24 protein-coding genes are annotated in these 20,397 nt (G+C 63.7%); 7 read left to right on the top strand and 17 right to left on the bottom strand.

The window, feature by feature from the left end; translation table 11 throughout:
- Positions 1-7 precede the first annotated feature (7 nt).
- From fliP to ABVQ20_RS26330, 14 genes are all read right to left on the bottom strand, one after another.
- Positions 8-739, bottom strand: a complete 732-nt coding sequence (gene fliP / locus ABVQ20_RS26265; RefSeq protein WP_354462571.1) for a flagellar type III secretion system pore protein FliP — start codon at positions 737-739, stop codon at positions 8-10.
- Complete coding sequence (locus ABVQ20_RS26270; protein ID WP_354462572.1) at positions 736-1,245, bottom strand: flagellar basal body-associated FliL family protein; 510 nt, start codon at positions 1,243-1,245, stop codon at positions 736-738. The genes fliP and ABVQ20_RS26270 overlap by 4 nt, the downstream gene beginning before the upstream one ends.
- 16 nt (positions 1,246-1,261) lie before the next feature.
- Complete coding sequence (flgH, locus tag ABVQ20_RS26275; RefSeq protein ID WP_354462573.1) at positions 1,262-1,969, bottom strand: flagellar basal body L-ring protein FlgH; 708 nt, start codon at positions 1,967-1,969, stop codon at positions 1,262-1,264.
- Positions 1,966-2,547, bottom strand: coding sequence for a MotE family protein (locus tag ABVQ20_RS26280; RefSeq protein ID WP_354462574.1), 582 nt, complete (start codon positions 2,545-2,547; stop codon positions 1,966-1,968). Before ABVQ20_RS26280 ends, flgH begins: the two co-directional genes overlap by 4 nt.
- A gap of 9 nt (positions 2,548-2,556) precedes the next feature.
- The gene (locus tag ABVQ20_RS26285; RefSeq protein WP_435528431.1) at positions 2,557-3,798 is read right to left on the bottom strand and encodes a flagellar basal body P-ring protein FlgI; all 1,242 of its coding nucleotides are present in this window, start codon (positions 3,796-3,798) and stop codon (positions 2,557-2,559) included.
- The gene (gene flgA, locus ABVQ20_RS26290) at positions 3,795-4,319 is read right to left on the bottom strand and encodes a flagellar basal body P-ring formation chaperone FlgA (RefSeq protein WP_354462575.1); all 525 of its coding nucleotides are present in this window, start codon (positions 4,317-4,319) and stop codon (positions 3,795-3,797) included. The genes ABVQ20_RS26285 and flgA overlap by 4 nt, the downstream gene beginning before the upstream one ends.
- A 6-nt stretch (positions 4,320-4,325) precedes the next feature.
- Complete coding sequence (gene flgG / locus ABVQ20_RS26295; RefSeq protein WP_354462576.1) at positions 4,326-5,114, bottom strand: flagellar basal-body rod protein FlgG; 789 nt, start codon at positions 5,112-5,114, stop codon at positions 4,326-4,328.
- Positions 5,115-5,121: 7 nt separating this feature from the next.
- Complete coding sequence (gene fliE, locus ABVQ20_RS26300) at positions 5,122-5,448, bottom strand: flagellar hook-basal body complex protein FliE (protein ID WP_354462577.1); 327 nt, start codon at positions 5,446-5,448, stop codon at positions 5,122-5,124.
- Complete coding sequence (flgC, locus tag ABVQ20_RS26305) at positions 5,445-5,861, bottom strand: flagellar basal body rod protein FlgC (RefSeq protein ID WP_354462578.1); 417 nt, start codon at positions 5,859-5,861, stop codon at positions 5,445-5,447. The genes fliE and flgC overlap by 4 nt, the downstream gene beginning before the upstream one ends.
- Before the next feature lie 2 nt (positions 5,862-5,863).
- The gene (gene flgB / locus ABVQ20_RS26310) at positions 5,864-6,244 is read right to left on the bottom strand and encodes a flagellar basal body rod protein FlgB (protein WP_354462579.1); all 381 of its coding nucleotides are present in this window, start codon (positions 6,242-6,244) and stop codon (positions 5,864-5,866) included.
- A 90-nt stretch (positions 6,245-6,334) separates the two neighbouring features.
- Positions 6,335-6,994, bottom strand: a complete 660-nt coding sequence (locus ABVQ20_RS26315) for a hypothetical protein (RefSeq protein WP_354462580.1) — start codon at positions 6,992-6,994, stop codon at positions 6,335-6,337.
- On the bottom strand, positions 6,981-8,378 hold the full coding sequence (gene fliI, locus ABVQ20_RS26320; protein WP_354462581.1) for a flagellar protein export ATPase FliI: 1,398 nt from the start codon (positions 8,376-8,378) through the stop codon (positions 6,981-6,983). The genes ABVQ20_RS26315 and fliI overlap by 14 nt, the downstream gene beginning before the upstream one ends.
- A 4-nt stretch (positions 8,379-8,382) precedes the next feature.
- The gene (flgF, locus tag ABVQ20_RS26325; RefSeq protein WP_354462582.1) at positions 8,383-9,105 is read right to left on the bottom strand and encodes a flagellar basal-body rod protein FlgF; all 723 of its coding nucleotides are present in this window, start codon (positions 9,103-9,105) and stop codon (positions 8,383-8,385) included.
- A gap of 6 nt (positions 9,106-9,111) precedes the next feature.
- A complete protein-coding gene (locus ABVQ20_RS26330) occupies positions 9,112-10,923 on the bottom strand; it encodes a DUF1217 domain-containing protein (protein WP_354462583.1) in 1,812 nt (603 codons plus the stop codon).
- A 176-nt stretch (positions 10,924-11,099) separates the two neighbouring features.
- On the opposite strand from ABVQ20_RS26330, the gene motA reads away from it, so the two are divergent.
- The 6 genes from motA to ABVQ20_RS26360 are packed head-to-tail and all read left to right on the top strand — an operon-like array spanning position 11,100 to position 15,939.
- Positions 11,100-11,975, top strand: a complete 876-nt coding sequence (gene motA, locus ABVQ20_RS26335; protein ID WP_354462584.1) for a flagellar motor stator protein MotA — start codon at positions 11,100-11,102, stop codon at positions 11,973-11,975.
- Positions 11,976-12,010: 35 nt separating this feature from the next.
- A complete protein-coding gene (locus ABVQ20_RS26340; protein WP_354462585.1) occupies positions 12,011-12,934 on the top strand; it encodes a FliM/FliN family flagellar motor switch protein in 924 nt (307 codons plus the stop codon).
- Positions 12,935-12,967: 33 nt separating this feature from the next.
- Positions 12,968-13,345 carry a flagellar motor switch protein FliN gene (gene fliN / locus ABVQ20_RS26345; protein WP_354462586.1) on the top strand — a complete coding sequence of 126 codons (378 nt, stop codon included), beginning with the start codon at positions 12,968-12,970 and terminating at the stop codon, positions 13,343-13,345.
- A gap of 43 nt (positions 13,346-13,388) precedes the next feature.
- On the top strand, positions 13,389-14,402 hold the full coding sequence (locus ABVQ20_RS26350; protein WP_354462587.1) for a flagellar motor switch protein FliG: 1,014 nt from the start codon (positions 13,389-13,391) through the stop codon (positions 14,400-14,402).
- Positions 14,403-14,422: 20 nt separating this feature from the next.
- Positions 14,423-15,505, top strand: a complete 1,083-nt coding sequence (gene flhB / locus ABVQ20_RS26355; protein ID WP_354462588.1) for a flagellar biosynthesis protein FlhB — start codon at positions 14,423-14,425, stop codon at positions 15,503-15,505.
- Positions 15,502-15,939, top strand: a complete 438-nt coding sequence (locus ABVQ20_RS26360; protein WP_354462589.1) for a BspJ family T4SS effector nucleomodulin — start codon at positions 15,502-15,504, stop codon at positions 15,937-15,939. The genes flhB and ABVQ20_RS26360 overlap by 4 nt, the downstream gene beginning before the upstream one ends.
- Positions 15,940-16,019: 80 nt before the next feature.
- On the opposite strand, the gene ABVQ20_RS26365 is transcribed toward ABVQ20_RS26360, so the two are convergent.
- Positions 16,020-16,787 (bottom strand): helix-turn-helix transcriptional regulator, encoded by a 768-nt coding sequence (locus tag ABVQ20_RS26365; RefSeq protein ID WP_354462590.1) that lies wholly within the window; start codon positions 16,785-16,787, stop codon positions 16,020-16,022.
- A complete protein-coding gene (locus ABVQ20_RS26370) occupies positions 16,784-17,494 on the bottom strand; it encodes a helix-turn-helix transcriptional regulator (RefSeq protein ID WP_354462591.1) in 711 nt (236 codons plus the stop codon). Before ABVQ20_RS26370 ends, ABVQ20_RS26365 begins: the two co-directional genes overlap by 4 nt.
- 599 nt (positions 17,495-18,093) lie before the next feature.
- Between ABVQ20_RS26370 and ABVQ20_RS26375 the strand changes: the two genes are divergently transcribed.
- Positions 18,094-19,287 (top strand): TMEM43 family protein, encoded by a 1,194-nt coding sequence (locus tag ABVQ20_RS26375; protein WP_354462592.1) that lies wholly within the window; start codon positions 18,094-18,096, stop codon positions 19,285-19,287.
- 74 nt (positions 19,288-19,361) lie between these two features.
- Here the strand turns inward: ABVQ20_RS26375 and ABVQ20_RS26380 are convergent, their stop codons facing one another.
- Positions 19,362-20,393, bottom strand: a complete 1,032-nt coding sequence (locus ABVQ20_RS26380; RefSeq protein WP_354462593.1) for a histone deacetylase family protein — start codon at positions 20,391-20,393, stop codon at positions 19,362-19,364.
- Positions 20,394-20,397 lie beyond the last annotated feature (4 nt).

Below are 20,397 nucleotides of genomic sequence, written 5' to 3' on the forward strand. Positions count from 1 at the left end.
AGGGCAGTCAGGTGAAGGAGCGCACCAGGCTTCCGACGAGCAGGTTCCAGCCGTCGATCAGGACGAAGAACAGGATCTTGAAGGGCAGCGACACGACGGTAGGCGGCAGCATCATCATGCCCATGGCCATGGTGATGGTGGCGACGATGAGATCGATGACCAGAAACGGCAAGACGATCAGGAAACCGATCTCGAAACCGCGCCGGATCTCGGAGATCATGAAGGCGGGCACGAGGATGCGAAGATCGACGGTTTCCTTGGCGACGACCTGGCCGCGTTCACGCGCGAGGTCGGCAAAAAGGTCGAAATCCTTGTCACGCACATTGTGCAGCATGAAGGTGCGGAAGGGGTCCGATATCTTCTCGAACGCTTCTGTCTGGCTGATCTGGTTGTCCATCAGCGGCTTGACGCCGGTGTTCCACGCCTGATCGAAGGTCGGCGCCATGACATAGAAGGTCATGAACAGCGACAGTGAGATGAGGATCAGGTTGGCCGGCGTCGATTGCAGGCCGATGCCGGCGCGCAGGATCGAGAAGGCAATGACGAAGCGGGTGAAGCTCGTCACCATGATGAGCAGGCCCGGCGCCACCGAGAGAACGGTGAGCAGGCCGAACATCTGGATGATATAGCCGACCGTGGTGCCATCGGCCTTGCCGATGCCGCCGAAGTCCAGCTGCTGGGCGCCGGCGACCGAGGTGGCGGCGACGATGAGTGCGGTGGCGACGAGGAGCTTTCTCATTCGAGCAGCAATGTCCTGATGAGAACCTGTTTGACGTGGCCGCCGCCGCGGATCGCGGCGCGTTCCTCGAGGTCGGCCTTCAGATGCTGATAGCCGCTGGCGCCTTCGATCTGATGCATCTTCAAGGTGCGCACGAAGGCCATGAGATCCTGCTGAATCTGCTCGGCAAGCGCGGGCGGCTGTGGTGCGTCGTAAACCACGGAGACCTCGAGCCGTATCCACATGTCGGTCGGCGAGGCCAGGTTCGTGGTGATCGGGGCAAGCGCGACAAGCGTCAGTCCGCCAGCCGCGCCATGTGCGTTGCCACCTTCGGCTTTCCCGCCTTCGGTGTGCTTGGCTTCGGTTGCGGAGGCCGCCGGCACAACGTCCGGTCCCTGGGCCGCCTTGAGATAACCTCCGGACATCCAGCCCATGCCGATGGCGGCGGCCGTCACCGCCATGAGCATGGCGATCTGGATGACAAGGGAAGGACCCTTGCTGGGCTGAACCTGTTCGACATTGGCCATGGTGGGTTCTCCGGGCCTAGAACGGCAGGACCTGGTCGAGAATCTGCTGGCCGTAGGCAGGTTGCTGGACCTCGGTGATGCGGCCCCGCCCGCCATAGGAGATGCGCGCTTCGGCGATGCGTTCGTAAGGGATGGTGTTCTCGGCGCCAATGTCGGCAGGGCGTACGAGGCCGGCGATGGTCAGCACCCGCAGCTCGGCGTTGACGCGCACCTCTTGCGAGCCCCTGATCATCAGATTGCCGTTCGGCAAAACATCGGTGACGATGGCAGCGACATTGAGCTCAAGCGTTTCCGACCGCTTGATCTCGCCGTTGGCGGTCGTGTCTGTGGCGGAGTTGAGAGCGCCCGAGCCCTTGCCGGCGGTGCTTGCCTTATCCCATTGGGCGCTGATGTCGAAGCCGAGCTTGCGGTCGGCGGTGCGGCTCCTGTCGTTCTGGTTTTTGAAATTGGCCCTGTCGTTGATCTTGATCTTGACGGTCAGGATGTCGCCCTGAGACAGCGCGCGCGGATCGGTGAACAGCCGGCTCTGGCGGTCGTCCCAAAGCGAGAATTTCTTGACCGGCGGCGTCGGCGGCTGCGGATAGCGATAGAGCGAACCGGTTGTGCCGTCGCCTATTCCGGACCCGACCGGCGACAGCGACGGTTCCCGTCCGACCTCCTTGAGGTCGGTGCCGCAGCCGGACAGCATGGTCACAGCGAGCAGGATGAACGTTTTGCGGATCATGACGGATCTTCCCTTCGGGCTGCGCTGGCCATGATGCCGGTGAGCGTGGCCGCCGCCTTCTGGTCCATTTCGTTGAGGATGACCCCCGCCTTGCGCGAATCGAGCTTCATCAGGATGGCTGCCGCGAGGTCGGCATTGACGATCGCGAGGCGTTCGGCCGCGGCATCGGGCTTCATGTCGGCATAGATCTTGACGATGCCGTCCTGGGCGCGGGCCAGGAAGACCTCGCGCCGCTTCAGCCATGTCTCGTATTCGGCCCGCTTTTCCTCGAGCGCCTTCATGCGCTGGTCTATACCTGTCTGCAGCTGTTTCAGTTCCTCGGCCTGCAGGGCATAGCGGCGGTCGCGCGCGGCATCGGCGATGTTGGAACAGAAGCGCTGGATCTCGCTTTCGTCCGGCTTGGTCTCGCGAGCCAATTGCTGCGGCGCCTCGGCGGGCTGTGCTCCTGGCAGCACCTGGCGGACCGTGTCCTCGCCGCGTGCGGGAGCGCCCACGGACAGTGTCGCGGCAAGCACCGGTGCGGCGAGGGCCAGCCAGGGAATGCGGCGACGGTGCTTGTGAGGGAGGGAGGGGGTCATCGGCGTCGCCTATTGGAGAACCAGGTCGGCCTGCAGCGCGCCGGCCGATTTGATGCCTTGCAGGATGGCGATGATGCCGTCCGGCTTGACGCCGAGACGATTGAGGCCGGACACCAGCGTCTGGAGGTCCGGGCCGTCAAGCACCGCGACACGTCCGTTCGGCCGGGAGGCATCGATGGCGGTGAACGGCTCGACGGCGGTCTGGCCTTTCGAGAACGGCTCGGGCTGGACGACGCGCGGCGCTTCGGTGATGCGCACGGTGAGCGTGCCATGGCTGATGGCGACCCGCGAGATCTTGACGTCATTGCCGATAACGATGGTTCCGGTACGCTCGTCGATAACGACACGGGCCGGCCCGTCAGCTTCGACCACCAGGTTCTCGATCTCGGCGTAGAAGCGCGCAGCCGAAATGTTCTTCGGCCGCCTGATCTGCACTGTGCGGGCGTCGCGCTCCGCGGCCACGCGCATGCCGAAGCGCTGGCTGGTGTAGTCGTTGACGGCGTCGGCGATGCGCACTGCGGTCGAGAAATCGGGATTGCGAAGTTGCAGGGTCAGCGTCGCCTGGTCGTCGAACTCAGCCTTGACCGCGCGCTCGACGATGGCGCCGTTCGGCACGCGACCGGCCGTCGGCACGCCTTGCGTCAGTTGCTGGGCCTGGCCCTGGGCGACGAAGCCGGAAACGATGACCGAACCCTGGCCTACGGCGTAGATTTCGCCATCCGCGGCCTTTAAGGGTGTCATGATCAGCGTGCCTCCGGAAAGCGACGTGGCGTCGCCCATCGAGGACACGTCGATGTCTATGCGGGCGCCCGACTGGACGTATGGCGGCATGTTGGCGGTGACGATGACGGCCGCGACGTTCTTGGCGCGGGCGCTGCCGCCCTCGGTGGCGATGCCGAGATTTTCGAGCATGGCGCGGATCGACTGTTCGGTGAACGGCGAGTTGCGCAGGCTGTCACCGGATCCCGCCAGACCGATGACCAGGCCGTAGCCGACAAGCTGGTTGTCACGCGAGCTCTGCAGCTGCGCGATGTCCTTGATGCGCGACGCGACCTGACCGGGTGGAAGCGAACTTGGCCCGGACGAGACGCGGAACATGCGGTTGGTGGTCGCCGGATCGTATTCCGGATCGTTGAACGCGCCGCCATCCCTCGCGGCAAGCTCGCGCTTCGCCTTGGGGGTTAGGCCGTCGGCCAGCGCCGGCTGCAGTCCAAGCAGCGCCGCGAACGCAAGGACAAATCCACGTTTCATGAAGCGCTGACCCGGATGGTTCCGTCGGCCATGACCGTGCCGGACAGGATCTTGCCGCTGTCACTGTTGCGGACCTTGATGAGATCGCCGGCGGCACCCGGCTGCAGCGTGACCGCGGTGGCTGAGATGGTCAGCGTGCCGGCGGTGAAAAACACCTGCACTGCCGCGCCCTGCTCGACCAGCCAAGCATCGCGGATGGCGCTGGTCGGTATGTATCGGCCCGGCAGCAGAGTGCGCTTGGCTACCTTGCCATTGAGCTCCTCGGCGCGGGTTGCGACGGCATCCGGCTTGTGCTTGCCAGGGATGAGGGTCACCGGTTTCAGCGCGGCGAGTTCGATCAACTCACCGGGGTAGATGACCCGATTGGGGATCAGTACGACCTCGCCTGCGGCTTGGTTGGTGGCGATCTGAGTAGCCGCCTGTCCGGCCGATTCCTGGGCGACAGCCGGCATGCCGCCAGCCACCAGCGCGAGGACGAGCGCGGTGCGGGGGAAAGCGGAGCAGGAGATCGGCAGGATCATCATCCGTTACCTGATGTTCTTGGAGACGACGGACGCCATGTCATCGGCCGCCTGGATGACCTTGGAGTTCATCTCATAGGCGCGCTGCGCCGAGATCAGCTCGGTGATTTCCTTGACCGGATCGACGTTGGAGGCTTCGAGATACCCTTGCTGGATGGTGGCGAAACCTGGATCGCCGGGCACGCCGACATTGGCCGGGCCGGAGGCCGCCGTTTCCTGGAAAAGGTTGTCGCCGAGTGGTGCCAGACCCGCTTCATTGGCGAAGTTGGCGATCTGCAGCTGGCCGAGCGTCTGCAGATTGGTCTGGCCGTCGATGCGTGCGAAGACCTGTCCGGTCTTGTTGACGATCACTTCCACGGCATCGGCGGGAACGGTGATCGCCGGGATGACGTTGGCGCCATTGGCGGTCACCAGCTGGCCGGTGGCGTTGGTGTTGAGGGCGCCGGCGCGGCTGTAGAGCGTGCCGCCATCCGAGCCTTCGATCTGGAACCAGCCGCGGCCGGTGAGCGCGAGGTCGAAACTGTTGCCCGTGCTGGTCAGTTCGCCCTGGGTGTGCACGTTGCGCACCGCCGTCGTCTTGACACCGAGGCCGATCGAAACGCCCTCGGGAACGAGAGACGCATTGGCGCGGTTGGGAACGCCCTGCGTGCGGTCGACCTGGTAGAGCAGGTCGGAGAATTCGGCGCGGGCACGCTTGTAGCCGGTGGTGTTGATGTTGGCGATGTTGTTGGCGATGACTTCCAGGTTGGTCTGCTGGGCATTCATGCCGGTGGCGGCGATGGCGAGTGCTTTCATGATGTCCTCAGATGCCCATGCGGCTGACTTCGAGATAGGCGGAGACGACCTTGTCGCGGATTGCGACGGCCGTTTGCAGGGCTTGCTGGGCGCTCATGACGGCGTCGACCACCTGGCGCGTGTCGGTATCGCCCTTCAGCGCCTGCATCGACACCTGCTCGGCATTCTGCAGCGTATTGACTGTCTTCGAAGCCGCCTGGCTGACCGCCTCGGCGAAGGTGGTACCAAGGTTGCCGCCGGCCTGTGATGTGGCCGCGCCTGGAAACAGGCTTGCCCCGTCGGCGCCGTCGGTCGCGGGGTTCAGTTTCAGCGCGCCGATGCCGGTTACGATCATTGGTTCCTCATCAGGTCGATGGTCATGGAAATAAGGTCGCGCGCCTGCTTGATGACCTGGAGGTTGGCCTCGTAGGAGCGGTTGGCCTCTGTCATGTCAGCCATTTCGATCAGCGGATTGACGTTGGGCATCTTGACGTAGCCCTTGGCGTCGGCGGCTTCGTTGCCAGGCTGGAATTCGACAGGGAAATCCGAGGGATCGCGATCGATCGAACCGACCTGGACGAGCGACCCGCCCGTTGCCTGGTCGAGTTGCGAGACGAAGCTGATGGTCTTGCGGCGATAGGGGTCCGAACCCGCCGCGGTGCCCGTGGACTGCGCATTGGCGAGGTTTTCCGAAACCACGCGCAAGCGTTCCGATTGGACGCCGAGGCCCGATGCTGCGACTTTGAGTGCTGCGGTCAGTGCGTCCATGGTCAGGTTTTTACCGCCATCATCATCATCGAATGGAATGCCTTGACGATCGCGGTGTTGAGCTCGAAGGCGCGGCGGACCTCGCCGGCCTTCATCAGTTCGTTTTCAACGACGACCGTGTTCTTGGACGGCAGGACCACGCCGTCGGGTTCGTCCGGCTTGACCCTGAAGCCGGCATTGGTCGCTTCGTTGCCGAGGTGTCCGGCCTCGGTTGCCTGCAGCGACACAGCCGCGCGGTCGAGCACCTTCTCGAAGGGCTCGACGTCGTTTGCGGTGTAGCCTGGCGTGTTGGCATTGGCGATGTTGCCGGCAATAGCCGACTGGCGCACGGCCAGCCATTGCGATTGCTTGGTGGCGAGATCGAAAAGGGTAACGGGCTCCATGGGAATCTCCGGGTAGGTGTCCGAAGACTAGGCCGCCAGTCTTGCGCGGACCTTGCGGGGAGCCTGACGCCGCCGGCAGCGCCGACCGGGTTATTTGGATAGCTCGATCACGTCATTGGTGCTGGTGACCATGACCCATTTGCCATGGCGCTGCTCGATCGATGCGACGCTGCTGGCGTCCGGCAGTCTCGATCCGCGCTGGACAATCCACAGACCCGTATCATCCTCGATCATGGCGCGGCCGTTGGCGACATGGACGAGACGGAATTTTGGATCGGCGGGAAAGGGCTGCTGGTCGATTCCCGGTGCCTGGGTGGGATCCTCGGCCTTGTCGGGCAAGGTTGCGGTGGCGAGGAGATCGATGTCCATGGCCGGGACATCCTTCGCAGTGAGCGGGGCGCTCCGTTGCGCCACGACGCCGCCGCCGGTCCGTCCGGAATTGGTGCCGGTGCCGCCGAACTTGATGGCCTGGACGCCGAACTGCTCCTGATTGAAGAAAATGTACCAGGGAAACAGCGCGCAGATCAGGCCGAGCGTTATGCCGAGCGCCGCGATGACGACGTCACTGCGCCTGTCCGACTTCTTCTTCAGTCTTGGAAACTGCGCCTTCGGCGGCTGGGGCCATTCGACAGGAGAAAACAGGCCGTCGATGACCGATGCGCGGCTTGCCTCGGTCTCCTCGGCTGCCTTCGCCTCCGCGATCATCTCGCGCAGGATGCGTTCGGTATGCTGGGCTTCAGTCTCCGGCATCTGCGCTCTGCTTTCCCTTGAGATGACGGGCGAGGTCCGAGAACGGATCGGCCGACGGGCGGTCTTTCGGCGACTGGGTCAGTGCTTCGTAGATCAGCGGCACCTGACGCACCGCCATGTCCAGTTCCGCGTCGGCACCGCCCTGGTAGGCGCCCAGCAGGCGAATATCGCGCGTGTCCTCGAAGCGGGAGATCATCGACTTCAGCATGGTCACCAGAGCCCGCTGCTCGGGGCTCCAGGCCTTGCCCGCGAGACGCGAAATGGACGACAGGGGATTGACGGGCGGGTAGCGGCCCTGCTCGGCGATCGTCCGGTCAAGCACGACATGGCCATCGAGGATGCCGCGCACCGAATCAGCGACCGGGTCGTTGTGGTCGTCGCCATCGACCAGCACCGAGATGATGGCGGTGATCGATCCCTTGCCTTCGGCGCCAGGTCCGGCACGCTCGAGCAGCTTGGGCAGTTCCGTGAAAACCGATGCGGGGTAGCCGCGGGCAACGGGCGGCTCGCCGGTCCCCGTCGCCACCTCGCGCAGCGCATGGGCGAAGCGGGTGATCGAATCCAGCACCAGCAGCACGCGATGGCCCTGGTCGCGAAAATGCTCGGCGACGCGCATCGCGGTGTCGGGAGCGCGCCGGCGCATCATGGCGCTCTCGTCGCTGGTGGCCACGACGGCGACGGTCTTGGCCATGCTCTCGCCGATCGTGTCCTCGAGGAATTCGCGCACCTCTCTGCCGCGCTCGCCGATCAGGGCGACGACAACGGTGTCGAAGGCGTCGGCCCCGGCCAGCATGGCGAGCAGCGTCGATTTGCCGACGCCAGAACCGGCAAAGATGCCGAGGCGCTGGCCGAAACACAGCGGCGTGAAGATATCGATGACCCTCACGCCGGTCATGAATGACGTCCCCACGCGCTGCCGCGACATGGCGCCGGGCGTCGCGCCATTGCCGTCGCTGGCGTCGTCGCCCCTGACCAGGGCCGGCCCACCGTCGATCGGGCGGGTGAGGGCGTCGATGGCGCGCCCGCGCCACGAGACGTGCGGCGTCACGGTGAGCGGACCCCGGCGGAACACGGCGTCGCCGATGCCGGCGTCCGAGCTGCGCTCGAAGGGGGCCACGACGACCTCGTCGCGAGCGATCTTGACGACTTCGCCACGGCGCGTGCCGGCATGGCCGCGATGCTCGACAAGGTCGCCGAGCCTGGCGACTTCGGAGAGGCCGCGCACCTTGTAATGCGTGGAGGTGACCTCGGTGATGAGGCCGCCGCGCTTCAGCAGCGCTTGCCCCCCGCCGAAACGGCTCAACATCCGTTCCAGCACGGCAAGCCGGTTCTCCGGCTCGGGATGCCTTTCAGGCGCGCGCATCATGGGCTGGGTGGGCGACATGTCGCTACTTGGACCCAAGCGTCTTGATCGCCTCATCGGCGGACGAATCGTTCTGGCGCAGCAGGGCCGCCGTGTTTTCGAAGGCGCGCTGGACCGAGATCAGTCGGGTCATTTCCATGATCGGGTTGACGTTGGACTCCTCCACGAAACCCTGGGCAACACCGATGTCGGACCGGTCGGTGACCGGCTCGGGCGTCCTTGCGGGGACGATGCCGGAATTGCCGTAGCGGACGAAATTCTGGCCCGGGTCGAATTCGTAAAGGCCGATGGAGCCGACGAGCTGGTCGTTCTGGCGCAGCGAACCGTCGGCTCCGGCCGTGGGCGGACCGTTGCGGGGGTCGAGCTGTATCGGCGCTCCGCCGGCGTCGAGCACTGGATGACCCTCGATCGACATCAGCTCGCCATTCTCGTTCATCGAGAAACGTCCGTCGCGGGTCATGACGGTGCCGACCGGTGTTTCGATCGCGAACCAGGCGTCGCCCTGGATGGCGAAGTCGAACGGATTGCCGGTTTCGGTTATCGAACCATGCGCGCCGGAAAGGTAGGTCTTGCCCGAAGACGCGAAAGACACGGATTTGGGTCCGGTGCCGGAGACGACGTCCTCGAACTTCACGCCGGTGGCGCGAAAGCCGATGGTCGAGGCATTGGCGACATTGTCGGCGATCGTGTCGAGGCGGCGTTCAAGCGCGATCTGCGCCGAAAGGGCCACATAAAGGCTGTCCCGCATGATCGCTCAGGACCTCAGCTTCAGCATGGCCATCATTAGGTCGGTCGAGATGCCGACAGAGGTCGGTTGCGCGAAGAGGACGCTGACCGATGTCACCGCCGGTGAAGTCGGGTTGTTGATCTCCCACATGCTGGTGAAGCGCGTCAGGAACTTGCCGAGCTTCGTGGGGTCGGTGAAATCCGAGAGGTTGAGCTTCTGTTCGAACAACTGCGCCTGCTTGTCGATGTTGGCGGTGGCAAAGGAATCGGGCAGGCCGAGCGCGGTGCGCACGACGCTGGCAAGAGCGGTGTCCGCTAACACGCTGTACCAACTGGTGATGGTGGGCGCCTTGCGTTCGAAATAGAGGGCCAGCCGCACGCCCTGATTGGTGTCTCCGGCATTCTCTTCCAACGTCTGGCGCAGGTATTTGTCGACGGTCGCCTGCTGTGCCGGATTGTTGGTGGTGGCGGTCTCACCGTACTGCTCGAAGTTGAAAGCGGCTGCTAATCCGGCATAGGCCTTGTTGGTCAGCTTGTTGGCGACGCTGTTGGGATCGCGGATGCCGCCGGCCAGGACGCTCTGGATGAGATCGCGTTTCTCCGTCGCCGGGTTGAGCCCATAGGCTGACAGTGCATAGTTGTACAGCCGACTGTCGGCCATCAGGTCGTCGACGGATTTCACCTTGGTGATGTTGGAAAGGTAATAGGCGGTCTCGGCCTGGATATAGGCCGCGTTCGGCTTGATGAAGCCAAGCGCCGACTCGGTGGTGTAGATCTTCGGCGTGTCTTTCTGCACCTCGTCGCGCGCAGTCGTCTGTTGGCCATATTGGGCAAAGTTGAAGGCCGACACAAAAGCGGCATATCTTTTGTCGGTCAGCGTGTTTGCAGGGCTGTTGGGATCGCTGACGCCGCCTGTGAGCATGGCGCGGACTTGCTGCGGTGTTTCGGTTGCGGCATCCAATCCGTACGAAGCCATGGCGAAGGTAAGCAAACGCTTGTCCGCCATGAGATCGTCGATCGACTTCACCTTGGAGATGTTGGCCGCATAGTAGTCGGCTTCCCCCTTGATGTACTGAGCGCTCGGCTTGACCAGCACCAGTCCGGTTCCGGTCGCGTATCCCGCCGGAACCGCCTTCTGGACCGCGTCGCGCGAGGTTGCCTGGTCGCCATACTGGCCAAAGTCGAAGGCCGAGACGAAGGCTGCGTATTTCTTGTCGGCCAGTTGGTTGGCGGGACTGTTGGGGTCGCTCACTCCACCCTCGAGCATCGCCCTGACGCGTTCAGGCGGTTCGGTTTTCGCATCAAGCCCGAATGCAGCCATCGCGTAGGTCAGCAGACGGTTGTCACCCATCAGGTCGTCGATCGATTTCACCTTGGAGACGTTGGTCAGATAATATGACGTCTCGGCCTGATAGTAACTGAACCCGGGCTGCGAGGCGCCGATATTGACCTGGAGTGCGTAGTTCGCGGCAACGCCCTGCTGGGCTGGATTGTAGCTTGTGGCGGCGCTTCCCCGGGCGGCAAAATTGAAGGCCGACACAAAGTCGGCATAACGCTTGTCGGTCAGCTTGTTGGCAAAGCTGTTGGGATCAGTGACGCCTTCCTTCAGTGCCTTGACCATGAAGGCCTTGGCGTAGTCCATATTCTCCAGCCCGTAGGCCTTCATCGCATATTTGAACAACCGATCGTTGTTGACGAAGTCGTCGATCGATTTGACCTTGGTGATGTTGTCCAAATAATATTTGGTGTCGCGATCGACCACAGGCTGCTTGCTGATCTGGGTGATCGACTTGTTAATGTCTTTTGCTATGAGCTGATAGCTGGTAAAAGTATTGAGCAAGGACGTGCCTCCGGCAGAAGCTAATCCATGAAGGATAGCCTCACTTCCTTGCGCGAAGCTGAATCGCCGGGCGTCTCGTCACGGCAGATCCAGCATCCGGCAGTGCGTGGGATTCAAGCCCCGCACAAGGCACGCGGACTATCCATGAGCGCAAGATTAATGCGGAAGGACCGTTCGTGGGCATTCTGATCGGACTTGTGGTGACGCTCGGCTGCGTCCTTGGTGGCTTCATGGCCATGGGCGGACATCTGCAGGTGCTGGTCCAGCCCTGGGAAGCCGTGGTGATCTGCGGTGCGGCGCTGGGCACCTTCCTGGTCGCCAACCCGATGAAGACGGTCAAGGATACTGGCAAGGCTATCCTCGAGGCGTTCAAGCAGGCGGTGCCGAAGGAGCAGGACTATCTCGAAACGCTCGGCGTTCTGCACAGCCTGATGCGCGAGCTGCGCTCAAAATCGCGCAGCGAGGTCGAGGCGCATATCGACAATCCCGAGGAATCGGCGATCTTCCAGGCGTTCCCGACCGTGCTCAAGAACCACGACCTCACGCATTTCATCTGCGACTACTGCCGCATCATCATCATCGGCAATGCGCGCTCGCATGAGATCGAGGCGCTGATGGATGAGGAAATCCACACCATCAAGACCGACAAGATGAAGGCCTATCACGCCCTGGTGGCGGTGGGCGACGGCTTGCCGGCGCTCGGCATCGTGGCCGCCGTGCTCGGCGTGGTCAAGGCGATGGGCGCGCTCGACCAGTCGCCGGAGATCCTCGGCGGACTGATCGGCGCCGCCCTTGTCGGAACCTTCCTCGGCATCTTCCTGTCCTACGCCGTGGTCGGACCGGTCGCCACCAAGGTCAAGACGGTGCGCGAGAAGAAGAACCGCCTCTATATCATCGTCAAGCAGACATTGCTGGCCTACATGAACGGCGCACTGCCGCAGGTTGCGATCGAATTCGGCCGCAAGACCATCTCATCCTATGAGCGGCCGACGATCGACGCCGTCGAGCAGAGCACGATGAATACCGGCGCCGCCGACAAGAAGGCCGCCTGATCCATGCGCGACGACACGAAAGGCCGCGCGGTATCATGACAAACCCGGATAGTGCGTCGCAAATCCGCTCCCTCGCCATCGAGCGCCTGGTTGGCGACAGTGGCGAGGCCGCACAGGTCATCGGCGCTGGCCGCACGATGGCCGAAAATGCGGTGCCGCTGCTGCAAAAGCGCCTGGCCGGTGAGCTTGGGGCTCCAGTCACCGTCGATCTGCGGGCGGTAGAGGTCAGCCGCGTCACTGACGCCCGCTCGCATGTCGGCGATACCTTCGCCATGACCGTGGTCGCGTCGCCGGCGTCCTCCGACACGATGACCCTGGTGATCGACGCTCCGGCAATCGCCGTCATGGTCTGCGCGCTGTTCGGCGGTGACCCGGACCTGCCGGTCTCGCCCATCGAGCGGCCATTGTCGCAGATCGAGACCGATGTCTCGACCCTGGTGTTCCAGGAGGTGGCGCAGGCCTTGAACAATGCCGGCCGGCGTCCGCTCGAACCGCGCCTGCCGTTGCCGCGCGCGATGTCGGGCATGGAAGCGAAGCGGTATGTGCTGCGCGACGGCGCGGCGGTCCGCATCGTCTTCGGCATCTCCACGCCAACCGACACGGGCACGGTCGCGGTGATGATCCCGCAACGCATCCTGCTGGGCACCGATGCCAGCGCCGACAGCCCGGCAACGAATTCCGACTGGCGCGCGCGTTTCTCCGAAGAGGTGATGCGTTCGACCGTGGCGCTCGAGGCAACCATGCCGCTGGCGCGGCTCACGCTTGGCGAACTCTCCAATTTCGAAGCCGGCCAGATCATCGAATTCGAGGAAACGGCGCAGTCGCGGGCGCAGCTCAGCGCGCGCAACAAGACGCTGTTCGTTTGCGAGTTCGGCAAGCTGGGACAGAACTACACCGTCCGCATCAAGCATCCCTACGATGCCGGACAGGACTTTATCGACGGGCTGGTGCGGGGCTGACGCCCGGCAAGCCCGTGCTTTTGGAGACGATCGATGGCCAAGACCAAGGTAGAAGCCGAACCCGACCAGCCGGACGAGCAGCTCAACCGCGCCATAGAAGAATTGCGCGGTGTTCTCCAGGAAGAGGAGAAGCGCCCGGATGCAAAGGCGTCCGGCGCCAATTCGAACATCATCATGAACATCCCCGTCGATGTGCAGATCATCCTCGGCAGCACCGAGATGCCGGTGTCCGATCTGATGGCGCTGCAGAAGGGCTCGACAGTGGCGCTCAACCGCCGAATCGGCGAACCTGTCGACGTGGTGGTCAATGGCCGCAAGATCGCGCGCGGCGAGATCACGGTGCTGGAGAGCGATCCGTCGCGCTTCGGGATTAGGCTGACCGAGATCATCGCCGGGGCGAAGGGCGTATAGGCATGGACGACGGGCGTTGTCAGGGGAAGCTGAGGCATAGGGCATGACGACGCTGGCAACGTTGACGCGCGCGCAGAAGGCCGCCGCCATCCTGGTGGCGATGGGCAAGCCGTCGGCCAGCCGCTTGTTGAAATTCTTCAAGCAGGAGGAACTGAAGGCGCTGATCGAGGGCGCTCGGCTGTTGCGCACGATTCCGCAGAGCGATCTTGAGCGCATCGTCGCCGAGTTCGAAGCCGAATTCACCGAGGGCGCCGGCCTGCTCGATTCCGCCGACCGGATGGACACCATCCTCAATGAATCGCTGTCGCCGGAAGAGATGAGCGCCATCATGGGCGACAAGCGGTTCGAGGTCGCTCCGGAAGGACCGCCGCCGATCTGGCCCGATCTTGAAAAGCTGGAGCCGGCGCGGCTTGGCGCATTCCTGGCCGGCGAGCATCAGCAGACCTCGGCCATGGTGCTGTCGAAGCTGTCGCCGCAGGCCGCGGCAAACGTGCTGCTGACAATGACAAAGCCGATGCGCGGCGAGATCATCAAGCGCATGGTGACGATGGCGACTATTCCCGAGGCCGCCGCCAAGATCGTCGAGAACCGGCTGCGTACGAGCGTACTGACGGAAACCTCGACCAAGGACACATCGGCCGGCCAGGCGCGTGTCGCCAGCATGCTCAACGAGATGGACAAGTCCCAGCTCGAGGACGTGATGCAGGATCTGGAGGCAGCCGGCACGCCTGACCTCGACGGGGTCAGGGCGCGGCTGTTCGCCTTCGAGGATGTTCCGCAACTCACCCAGAAGGCTCGGGTGCTGGTGTTCGATGGACTGTCGACCGAACTGGTGACGCTCGCCTTGCGCGGCGCGCAGGCGGGGCTTGCCGAATCGGTGCTGTCGGCGATCGGCGCGCGGTCGCGGCGCATGATCGAATCCGAACTCGGCATGGGTTCGGAAGGAATCGCCGCCGCCGACATCGCGGCGGCACGCAAGACAATCGTGGCGACGACGATCCGGCTTTCGCGCGAAGGGGCTTTCGAGCTTCCCTCGGCCCAGAACGCCGCGGCCTGACGCCGCGCGGCTAGCACACGATGTCTGACGCGACCGACAAGGACTCGAAAACCGAAGAGGCGACGGAAAAGAAGATCCGCGACACGGTCGAGCAGGGCAAGCTGCCGCATTCGCGCGAAATCCCCATTCTCGCCTCCTTTGTCGCCATCCTCGTCTTCACGGTCTTCTACGCCAAGGATGCCATCGTCGACCTCGGCATGTTCCTGTCGATGTTCCTGGAGAAGCCGGAAGCCTGGCCGATGGACACCGAGACCGATGTCATCGCGCTCTACAAGGTCGTGCTCATGGAGATCGGCCGCGCCGTCGTCAGCCTGCTCGCGCTACTCGTGGTTGCCGGCATCGGTGCCTCGGTGTTCCAGAACATGCCGCAATTCGTCGGCGAGCGGATCAGGCCGCAGATGTCGCGCATCTCGATAGCCAAGGGCTGGAGCCGGATGTTCGGCGCCCAGGGCTGGGTCGAATTCCTGAAGTCGCTGGGCAAGGTTGGCCTCGCCATCACCGTGCTCGTCTTCACGCTGTCGGAAGATCATCGCAAGCTGCTCGCCGGCATGATCACCAACCCCATTGCCTTCGGCCTCGTCATCCGCGGCATCGCGGTCGATATCCTGGTGGCGATCGTCTTCGTCATCGGCCTGATCGCCGCGATCGACCTTGTCTGGTCGCGCTTCCACTGGAAGCAGGACCTGCGCATGAGCAAGCAGGAGGTCAAGGACGAGTTCAAGCAGTCCGAAGGTGACCCGATCGTCAAGTCGCGGCTGCGGTCGCTGGCGCGCGACCGCGCGCGCAACCGGATGATGACGGCGGTGCCGCGCGCGACGCTGATCATAGCCAATCCGACGCACTTCTCGATCGCCTTGAAATATGTGCGCGACGAGGATTCGGCGCCGCTGGTGCTGGCCAAGGGGCAGGACCTGGTGGCGCTCAAGATCCGCGAGATCGCCAAGGAGAACAACATCCCGATCTTCGAGGACGTGGCGCTCGCCCGCTCCATGTACAAGCAAGTTTCGGTGGATAGTGTGATCCCGTCACAATTCTATCAAGCCGTCGCCGAACTGGTGCGGATCGTCTACTCGAAAAAAGTTGAGCGCAGACCGACCTCATGAACCGGCAACCGCATGCAAACTCCCGCGAGATCATCGTCGCCAACGCCATCGAACAGGTGGTGGGTGAACTGCGGCTGATCGATGTCGCCGACTATATCGCCTTCATCCGGCTGGAGCATTTCGCCTGCCTGTCGGACCTGGTGGATTCGGCGGCGGAACTCTACTTCCACGCGGGGACACTCAGGCTTGGCCATGGCGGCGAGGCCCATGTCGACTGGAGCGGCAGCCCGCGCATCGTGCTCGACCTGGAACTCAGGCCACCCGGCGTCACTGTCTATTTCCAGCTGACGCTGAGCGAACACGGCGCCTCGGTCGTGGTCAACTACGTGTCGTTCGAGAAGCCGAGCGAGGATCCAGAGGACAATACGGCCTTGCTGGCGGCGGTCATCGAGCAGGCGCGCATTCGAAAGGCCGAGCCGCTGGCCTATCGCTGAAAACGCAGGCCTCGCGTATCCACGGGGCCGGCCTTTTGGCGACAAGCGTCGTTCAACCGATCCCGCTATTCCCGATACCGCTATTCAATGAGGCCCAGCCGCAGCGCCTTGGCCACGGCCTGGTTGCGGTTGACCGCGTTGAGTTTCTGGGTGGACTGGGTCAGATACTGGTTGGCGGTATGGACCGAGAGCTTCAGCAGCCGCGCGATCTCCTCGCTGGTGTTGCCGTTGGCGGTCAGCTTCAGGCATTCGAGTTCGCGCTTGGAAATCGACCGCACCCTGCCGGCGTCGCCTGGACGGATGCGCGCGACCGCGGCAAACAGCGAAAAGCAGCGCGCGTGGATTTCGTAGAGCGTGTCCTGCCGCAAGGCGATTTCCGAACCCAGGAAGACGACCAGGCCGCACTGGCCGCGATCCGCATGGACGGGAAAGGCGATGCCGCTGGTGCCTGGCGCGAGCGGTGACATCTGCTCGGTCCAGGAAAGGTTGCGGAACACATCGGCCGAGCCGGTCAGGCCGTCATCCGTCCACCAGCGCGGTTCGGTCGACATGCCGGTGTGGCGGACGATCTCCTCGCCATTGGCGCCCGAGATGAATTTCGTCGTGACCGCAATGCCGGGATAGTCGGAATCGAGGCATGGCACGAGGCGCGCGCGCTCGGGCGAAGGGCTGACGAAGAACAGCCCGAACGCCGAAGCGTTGATGTCGACGGCGATCCAGCGGCACCGGCGCACGGCATCGGAGATGGTGACAGCGTGGTGCGGTTCGGAACCCGGCGGAAGCGCGCCAAAGAGGTTCTGTTCGGTGGAAGGGGCTTCGGCAGCGTGCCTGACGTCAGCATGTTTCAAATGATGCCGCTCCTGATTGCCGTCGCAATGGCCATGGCGCGGTTACTGGCCGCGAATTTCTGGATGGCGTGGGTGATGTAGCTGTTGACGGTGTTGGACGAGACGCCAAGGATGACCGCGACTTCATCTGTGGTCTTGCCTTCCGAGACCCAGAACAGGCATTCTCGTTCGCGGTCGGACAGCGGGTCCTGCATGGCGGCGGCCGCGATCAGCTGTGGAATGTGCGAGAGCGCGTAGCAGCATTTCAGCTGCGCCTTCATCAGCGCCGGCCGATCGATCCTGCCAGCCTCGGAGGCCGAAAACAGCGCGAACAGGCGCTGGCGGCCGACATTCAGCCGCAGCGAATAGATTTCCGCGTGGCCGAGCACGTCGAGAAGGCGGGCTTCCTCGCCGCTGACCAGGCCATTCGTGTCCGGCGCCCGGGCGGCCACGAACGGTGTCGGCTGGATGCCGGGTGCCGCGGTGAGCATGCCTTGGGCAAGCCCTGCGATCAGCCTCTTGCCGATCAGCTCGATGGCGTCGAAGATCCAGTTGGAAGAAACGATGCGCGCGTCGTTGCGGTCCTGGTCATGGACGATGGCGACGAGCATGTAGCTGTCGGCGCCGATGTCGGCGGCAAGCTGCATGAAAAAGCTGGTGAGGTCGCCGCGCGACGCCAGGCGCGAGCCTGATGGGTCGGACTGAAGAAGGGCGGCGGGGCTGCTCATTTCAATGCTTTTGGCCGGAATCGATTCTGATGACCGGATGCTGGCGTCACCAGCGGCCGAACCTGAACACGCGTTACTTTCACGAAGACACAACTCAAGGCGCGGAGCCGCACCCAATCGGACCGAATCCTTTCAGGGAACGCGAAGCCGTCCGCGTCTGGTGCCGGAAACCCGGAACATGAGACTTTGGGTGGTTGCCGCGCCCCCCGTGGAACGGCTGATTCGGGTCTAATCTAACCCCAGTTGAATCCGACATCAAACCCGAATTGACAGAATCGAATCTCCTGGACTCGCACCGACTCGGGAAGGCTGATTCAGGTGCCCGACGCGTTGCCGTCACGAGACAATCAATCCTGCCGCGGACGTGCCGCCCCGTCAGCTTATCGGTTGCGATAGAGCATCACGCCGCCATTCCAAGGTGCAGGGGTGCGCTTCAAGACTTTTGAAATTGCCTGTTGTGCTGCCCGAAATCGATTCCGGTTTGCGGGCCGATGCTATAGTTTCCGGCCGCCGTAGCGGCGGGGAATCGTTGCGGTTTGCATGGTTTGGAGCGAGATCGGCTGCGTTGAGGCGCGGCCATCGGCATGGGGTTTTTGACGATGAGTGATTCATTTCGCGAGGTGACATCCGTCTCGTGGTTCGGGCGGATCAAGCGTGCGGTCGGCGGCGTGTTCGTGGGGTTGCTGCTGATCGCGCTGATGGTGGTCGGGCTGTTCTGGAACGAGGGGCGCGCGGTACAGACGGCGCGCTCGCTGGCGGAGGGCGCCGGCGCCGTTGTCTCGGTCGATGCCGGCAGCGTCGATGCCGCCAATGACGGCAGGCTGGTCCACGCCACTGGCACCGTGATGGCAAGCAGCGGCCTTTCCGATCCGGATTTCGGCATCTCGGCGCAAGGGCTGAGGCTGTCGCGCGGCGTCGAGATGTACCAGTGGAAGGAAGAGCAGAAATCCGAGACCACCAACAAGCTTGGGGGCGGCGAGGAAACGGTGACCACCTACAGCTATTCGAAGGGGTGGGACGACCAGCCGATCGCGTCCTCGGGATTCAAAAAGCCGGACGGCCATGAAAATCCGCCGATGCAGATCAGGGGCAGGCAGTTCCAGATTCCGTCGGGCAAGCTTGGCGCCTTCACGCTCGATCAGCCCGTGCTGGACCAGATCGAAGGCGACGAGGCGTTTGCGCTTTCGCCGGACCAGGCGGCTGCCATCGGCGGCGCCTATTCGGGAAACAAGCAGGTCAACGTCGTCGACGGCAAGATCTATCTCGGCGCCGACACCACGTCGCCGGCGATCGGTGACTATCGCATCGGCTACGAACTGGCACCGCTCGGCGTGGTCAGCGTCATCGGGCGCCAGAGCGGCAGCCAGTTCGCGCCCTACCAGACGGCGGCCGGCGACCCGTTGCTGATGGTGGATAGGGGTGCCGTGCCGGCACAGAAGATGTTCGCCGACGCGGTCAGCGAAAACACGCTGATCACCTGGCTGCTGCGCGCCGCCGGCCTGTTGTTGCTGACGATCGGCTTTGCCCTGTTCCTCAGCCCGATCGGCGTGATCCTCGACGTCATCCCGTTCCTTGGCAGCGTCGCGCGGATGGGAACCGGCATCATCGCCTTCTTCCTGGCGATCCTGGTCGGCACCACGACGATCGCCATCGCCTGGTTCTGGTACCGGCCGGTTCTGGCGGCGGGCATCCTGGCGGCGGGTGTCATCGCGGCGGCCGCCGTCTACTATCTTGGGCGGTCCCGCAAGGCGGCGGCGCCGATGTCCATGCCGAGCACCGGCGCCGCGACCTGATCTGCGAAAAAGGGTGGCCATGCCGCCGCCCTTTGCTCGGTACGTTGCCCCGAAATACCGATGGGTGGCGAGCCTTACCGATCCTCGAAACCGGTCAACACGCCGACGGCGTTGATGCCGATCTCCTCGACGGCATAGCCGCCTTCCTGGACGAACAGCGTCGGCAGGCCGAGCTTGGCGATGCGCTGGCCGATCTTGGGATAATCCGGGCTCTTCAGCTTGAACTGGCTGATCGGGTCCTTCTCGAACGTATCGACGCCGAGCGAAACGACGACGACGTCGGGCGCGTAGGCGGCGAGCTTGGCGCAGGCGTCCTCCAGCGAGGCATTCCAGGCGTCCCATGTGGTGCCGAACGGCATGGGATAGTTGATGTTGAAGCCTTCGCCTTCGCCAGCGCCGCGCTCGTCGGCATGGCCGAGGAAGAACGGGTATTCGACCATCGGATCGCCATGCAGGTTGAGGACCTGCACATCGGCGCGCCCATAGAAGATCTCCTGCGTGCCGTTGCCGTGGTGGTAGTCGACGTCGAGGATCGAGACCCGTTTGGCGCCCTGGTCGCGGAACCATTGCGCGGCGACGGCGGCGTTGTTGATGTAGCAATAGCCGCCCATGAAGCCGGCCCCGGCGTGGTGGCCGGGCGGACGACAGAGCGCGAAGGCCGATCTCTCACCGTCCTTGACCAGGGCGGCGGCGGTCAGCGCCACGTCATACGAGGATTTGATCGCGGCCCAGGTGCCCTCGACGAAGGTGGCGCCGCCGTCGAAGGAATAGTAACCGAGCAGGGCGTCGATGCGCTTTGGCGCCACATCGCCGCGCAGGCCGCGCGTCGGCCAGGTGAAGGGCATGGCCGAGCCCTGGAAGCCTGATTCCACCCATTGGGGCCAGACCGTCGGCAGGAAATCGATGTAGTCGGCCCTGTGGACGCGCTTGGCGGCGGCGAGATCATGCTCGACCGGTGCGATGATCGGGCCCAGCTTCTCGCTTTCGACGCGTGCCTTGATGAACTCGGCGCGCGAGGGCTTTTCAAAGCCCGGTACGATGGCCGCGGTAACAAGTTCCATTTGGCCGGCATGGCCAGCATGAAGCGGCGAATAGACAGTCTTCATAAAA

Origin of the sequence: Mesorhizobium shangrilense, assembly GCF_040537815.1 — a bacterium.
GTDB classification, from domain to species: Bacteria; Pseudomonadota; Alphaproteobacteria; order Rhizobiales; family Rhizobiaceae; genus Mesorhizobium; species Mesorhizobium shangrilense.

Coding starts and splice junctions, on each gene's coding strand:
- ABVQ20_RS26280 (WP_354462574.1), bottom strand. CDS start 2,547: ATGACCCCCTCCCTCCCTCACAAGCACCGTCGCCGCATTCCCTGGCTG.
- flgG (WP_354462576.1), bottom strand. CDS start 5,114: ATGAAAGCACTCGCCATCGCCGCCACCGGCATGAATGCCCAGCAGACC.
- flgF (WP_354462582.1), bottom strand. CDS start 9,105: ATGCGGGACAGCCTTTATGTGGCCCTTTCGGCGCAGATCGCGCTTGAA.
- flgH (WP_354462573.1), bottom strand. CDS start 1,969: ATGATCCGCAAAACGTTCATCCTGCTCGCTGTGACCATGCTGTCCGGC.
- ABVQ20_RS26285 (WP_435528431.1), bottom strand. CDS start 3,798: ATGAAACGTGGATTTGTCCTTGCGTTCGCGGCGCTGCTTGGACTGCAG.
- fliE (WP_354462577.1), bottom strand. CDS start 5,448: ATGATCGTAACCGGCATCGGCGCGCTGAAACTGAACCCCGCGACCGAC.
- ABVQ20_RS26350 (WP_354462587.1), top strand. CDS start 13,389: ATGACGACGCTGGCAACGTTGACGCGCGCGCAGAAGGCCGCCGCCATC.
- flhB (WP_354462588.1), top strand. CDS start 14,423: ATGTCTGACGCGACCGACAAGGACTCGAAAACCGAAGAGGCGACGGAA.
- fliP (WP_354462571.1), bottom strand. CDS start 739: ATGAGAAAGCTCCTCGTCGCCACCGCACTCATCGTCGCCGCCACCTCG.
- ABVQ20_RS26360 (WP_354462589.1), top strand. CDS start 15,502: ATGAACCGGCAACCGCATGCAAACTCCCGCGAGATCATCGTCGCCAAC.
- flgC (WP_354462578.1), bottom strand. CDS start 5,861: ATGGACGCACTGACCGCAGCACTCAAAGTCGCAGCATCGGGCCTCGGC.
- ABVQ20_RS26270 (WP_354462572.1), bottom strand. CDS start 1,245: ATGGCCAATGTCGAACAGGTTCAGCCCAGCAAGGGTCCTTCCCTTGTC.
- ABVQ20_RS26370 (WP_354462591.1), bottom strand. CDS start 17,494: ATGAGCAGCCCCGCCGCCCTTCTTCAGTCCGACCCATCAGGCTCGCGC.
- ABVQ20_RS26380 (WP_354462593.1), bottom strand. CDS start 20,393: ATGAAGACTGTCTATTCGCCGCTTCATGCTGGCCATGCCGGCCAAATG.
- ABVQ20_RS26375 (WP_354462592.1), top strand. CDS start 18,094: ATGAGTGATTCATTTCGCGAGGTGACATCCGTCTCGTGGTTCGGGCGG.
- ABVQ20_RS26315 (WP_354462580.1), bottom strand. CDS start 6,994: ATGCCGGAGACTGAAGCCCAGCATACCGAACGCATCCTGCGCGAGATG.
- fliN (WP_354462586.1), top strand. CDS start 12,968: ATGGCCAAGACCAAGGTAGAAGCCGAACCCGACCAGCCGGACGAGCAG.
- flgB (WP_354462579.1), bottom strand. CDS start 6,244: ATGGAGCCCGTTACCCTTTTCGATCTCGCCACCAAGCAATCGCAATGG.
- fliI (WP_354462581.1), bottom strand. CDS start 8,378: ATGTCGCCCACCCAGCCCATGATGCGCGCGCCTGAAAGGCATCCCGAG.
- flgA (WP_354462575.1), bottom strand. CDS start 4,319: ATGATCCTGCCGATCTCCTGCTCCGCTTTCCCCCGCACCGCGCTCGTC.
- ABVQ20_RS26340 (WP_354462585.1), top strand. CDS start 12,011: ATGACAAACCCGGATAGTGCGTCGCAAATCCGCTCCCTCGCCATCGAG.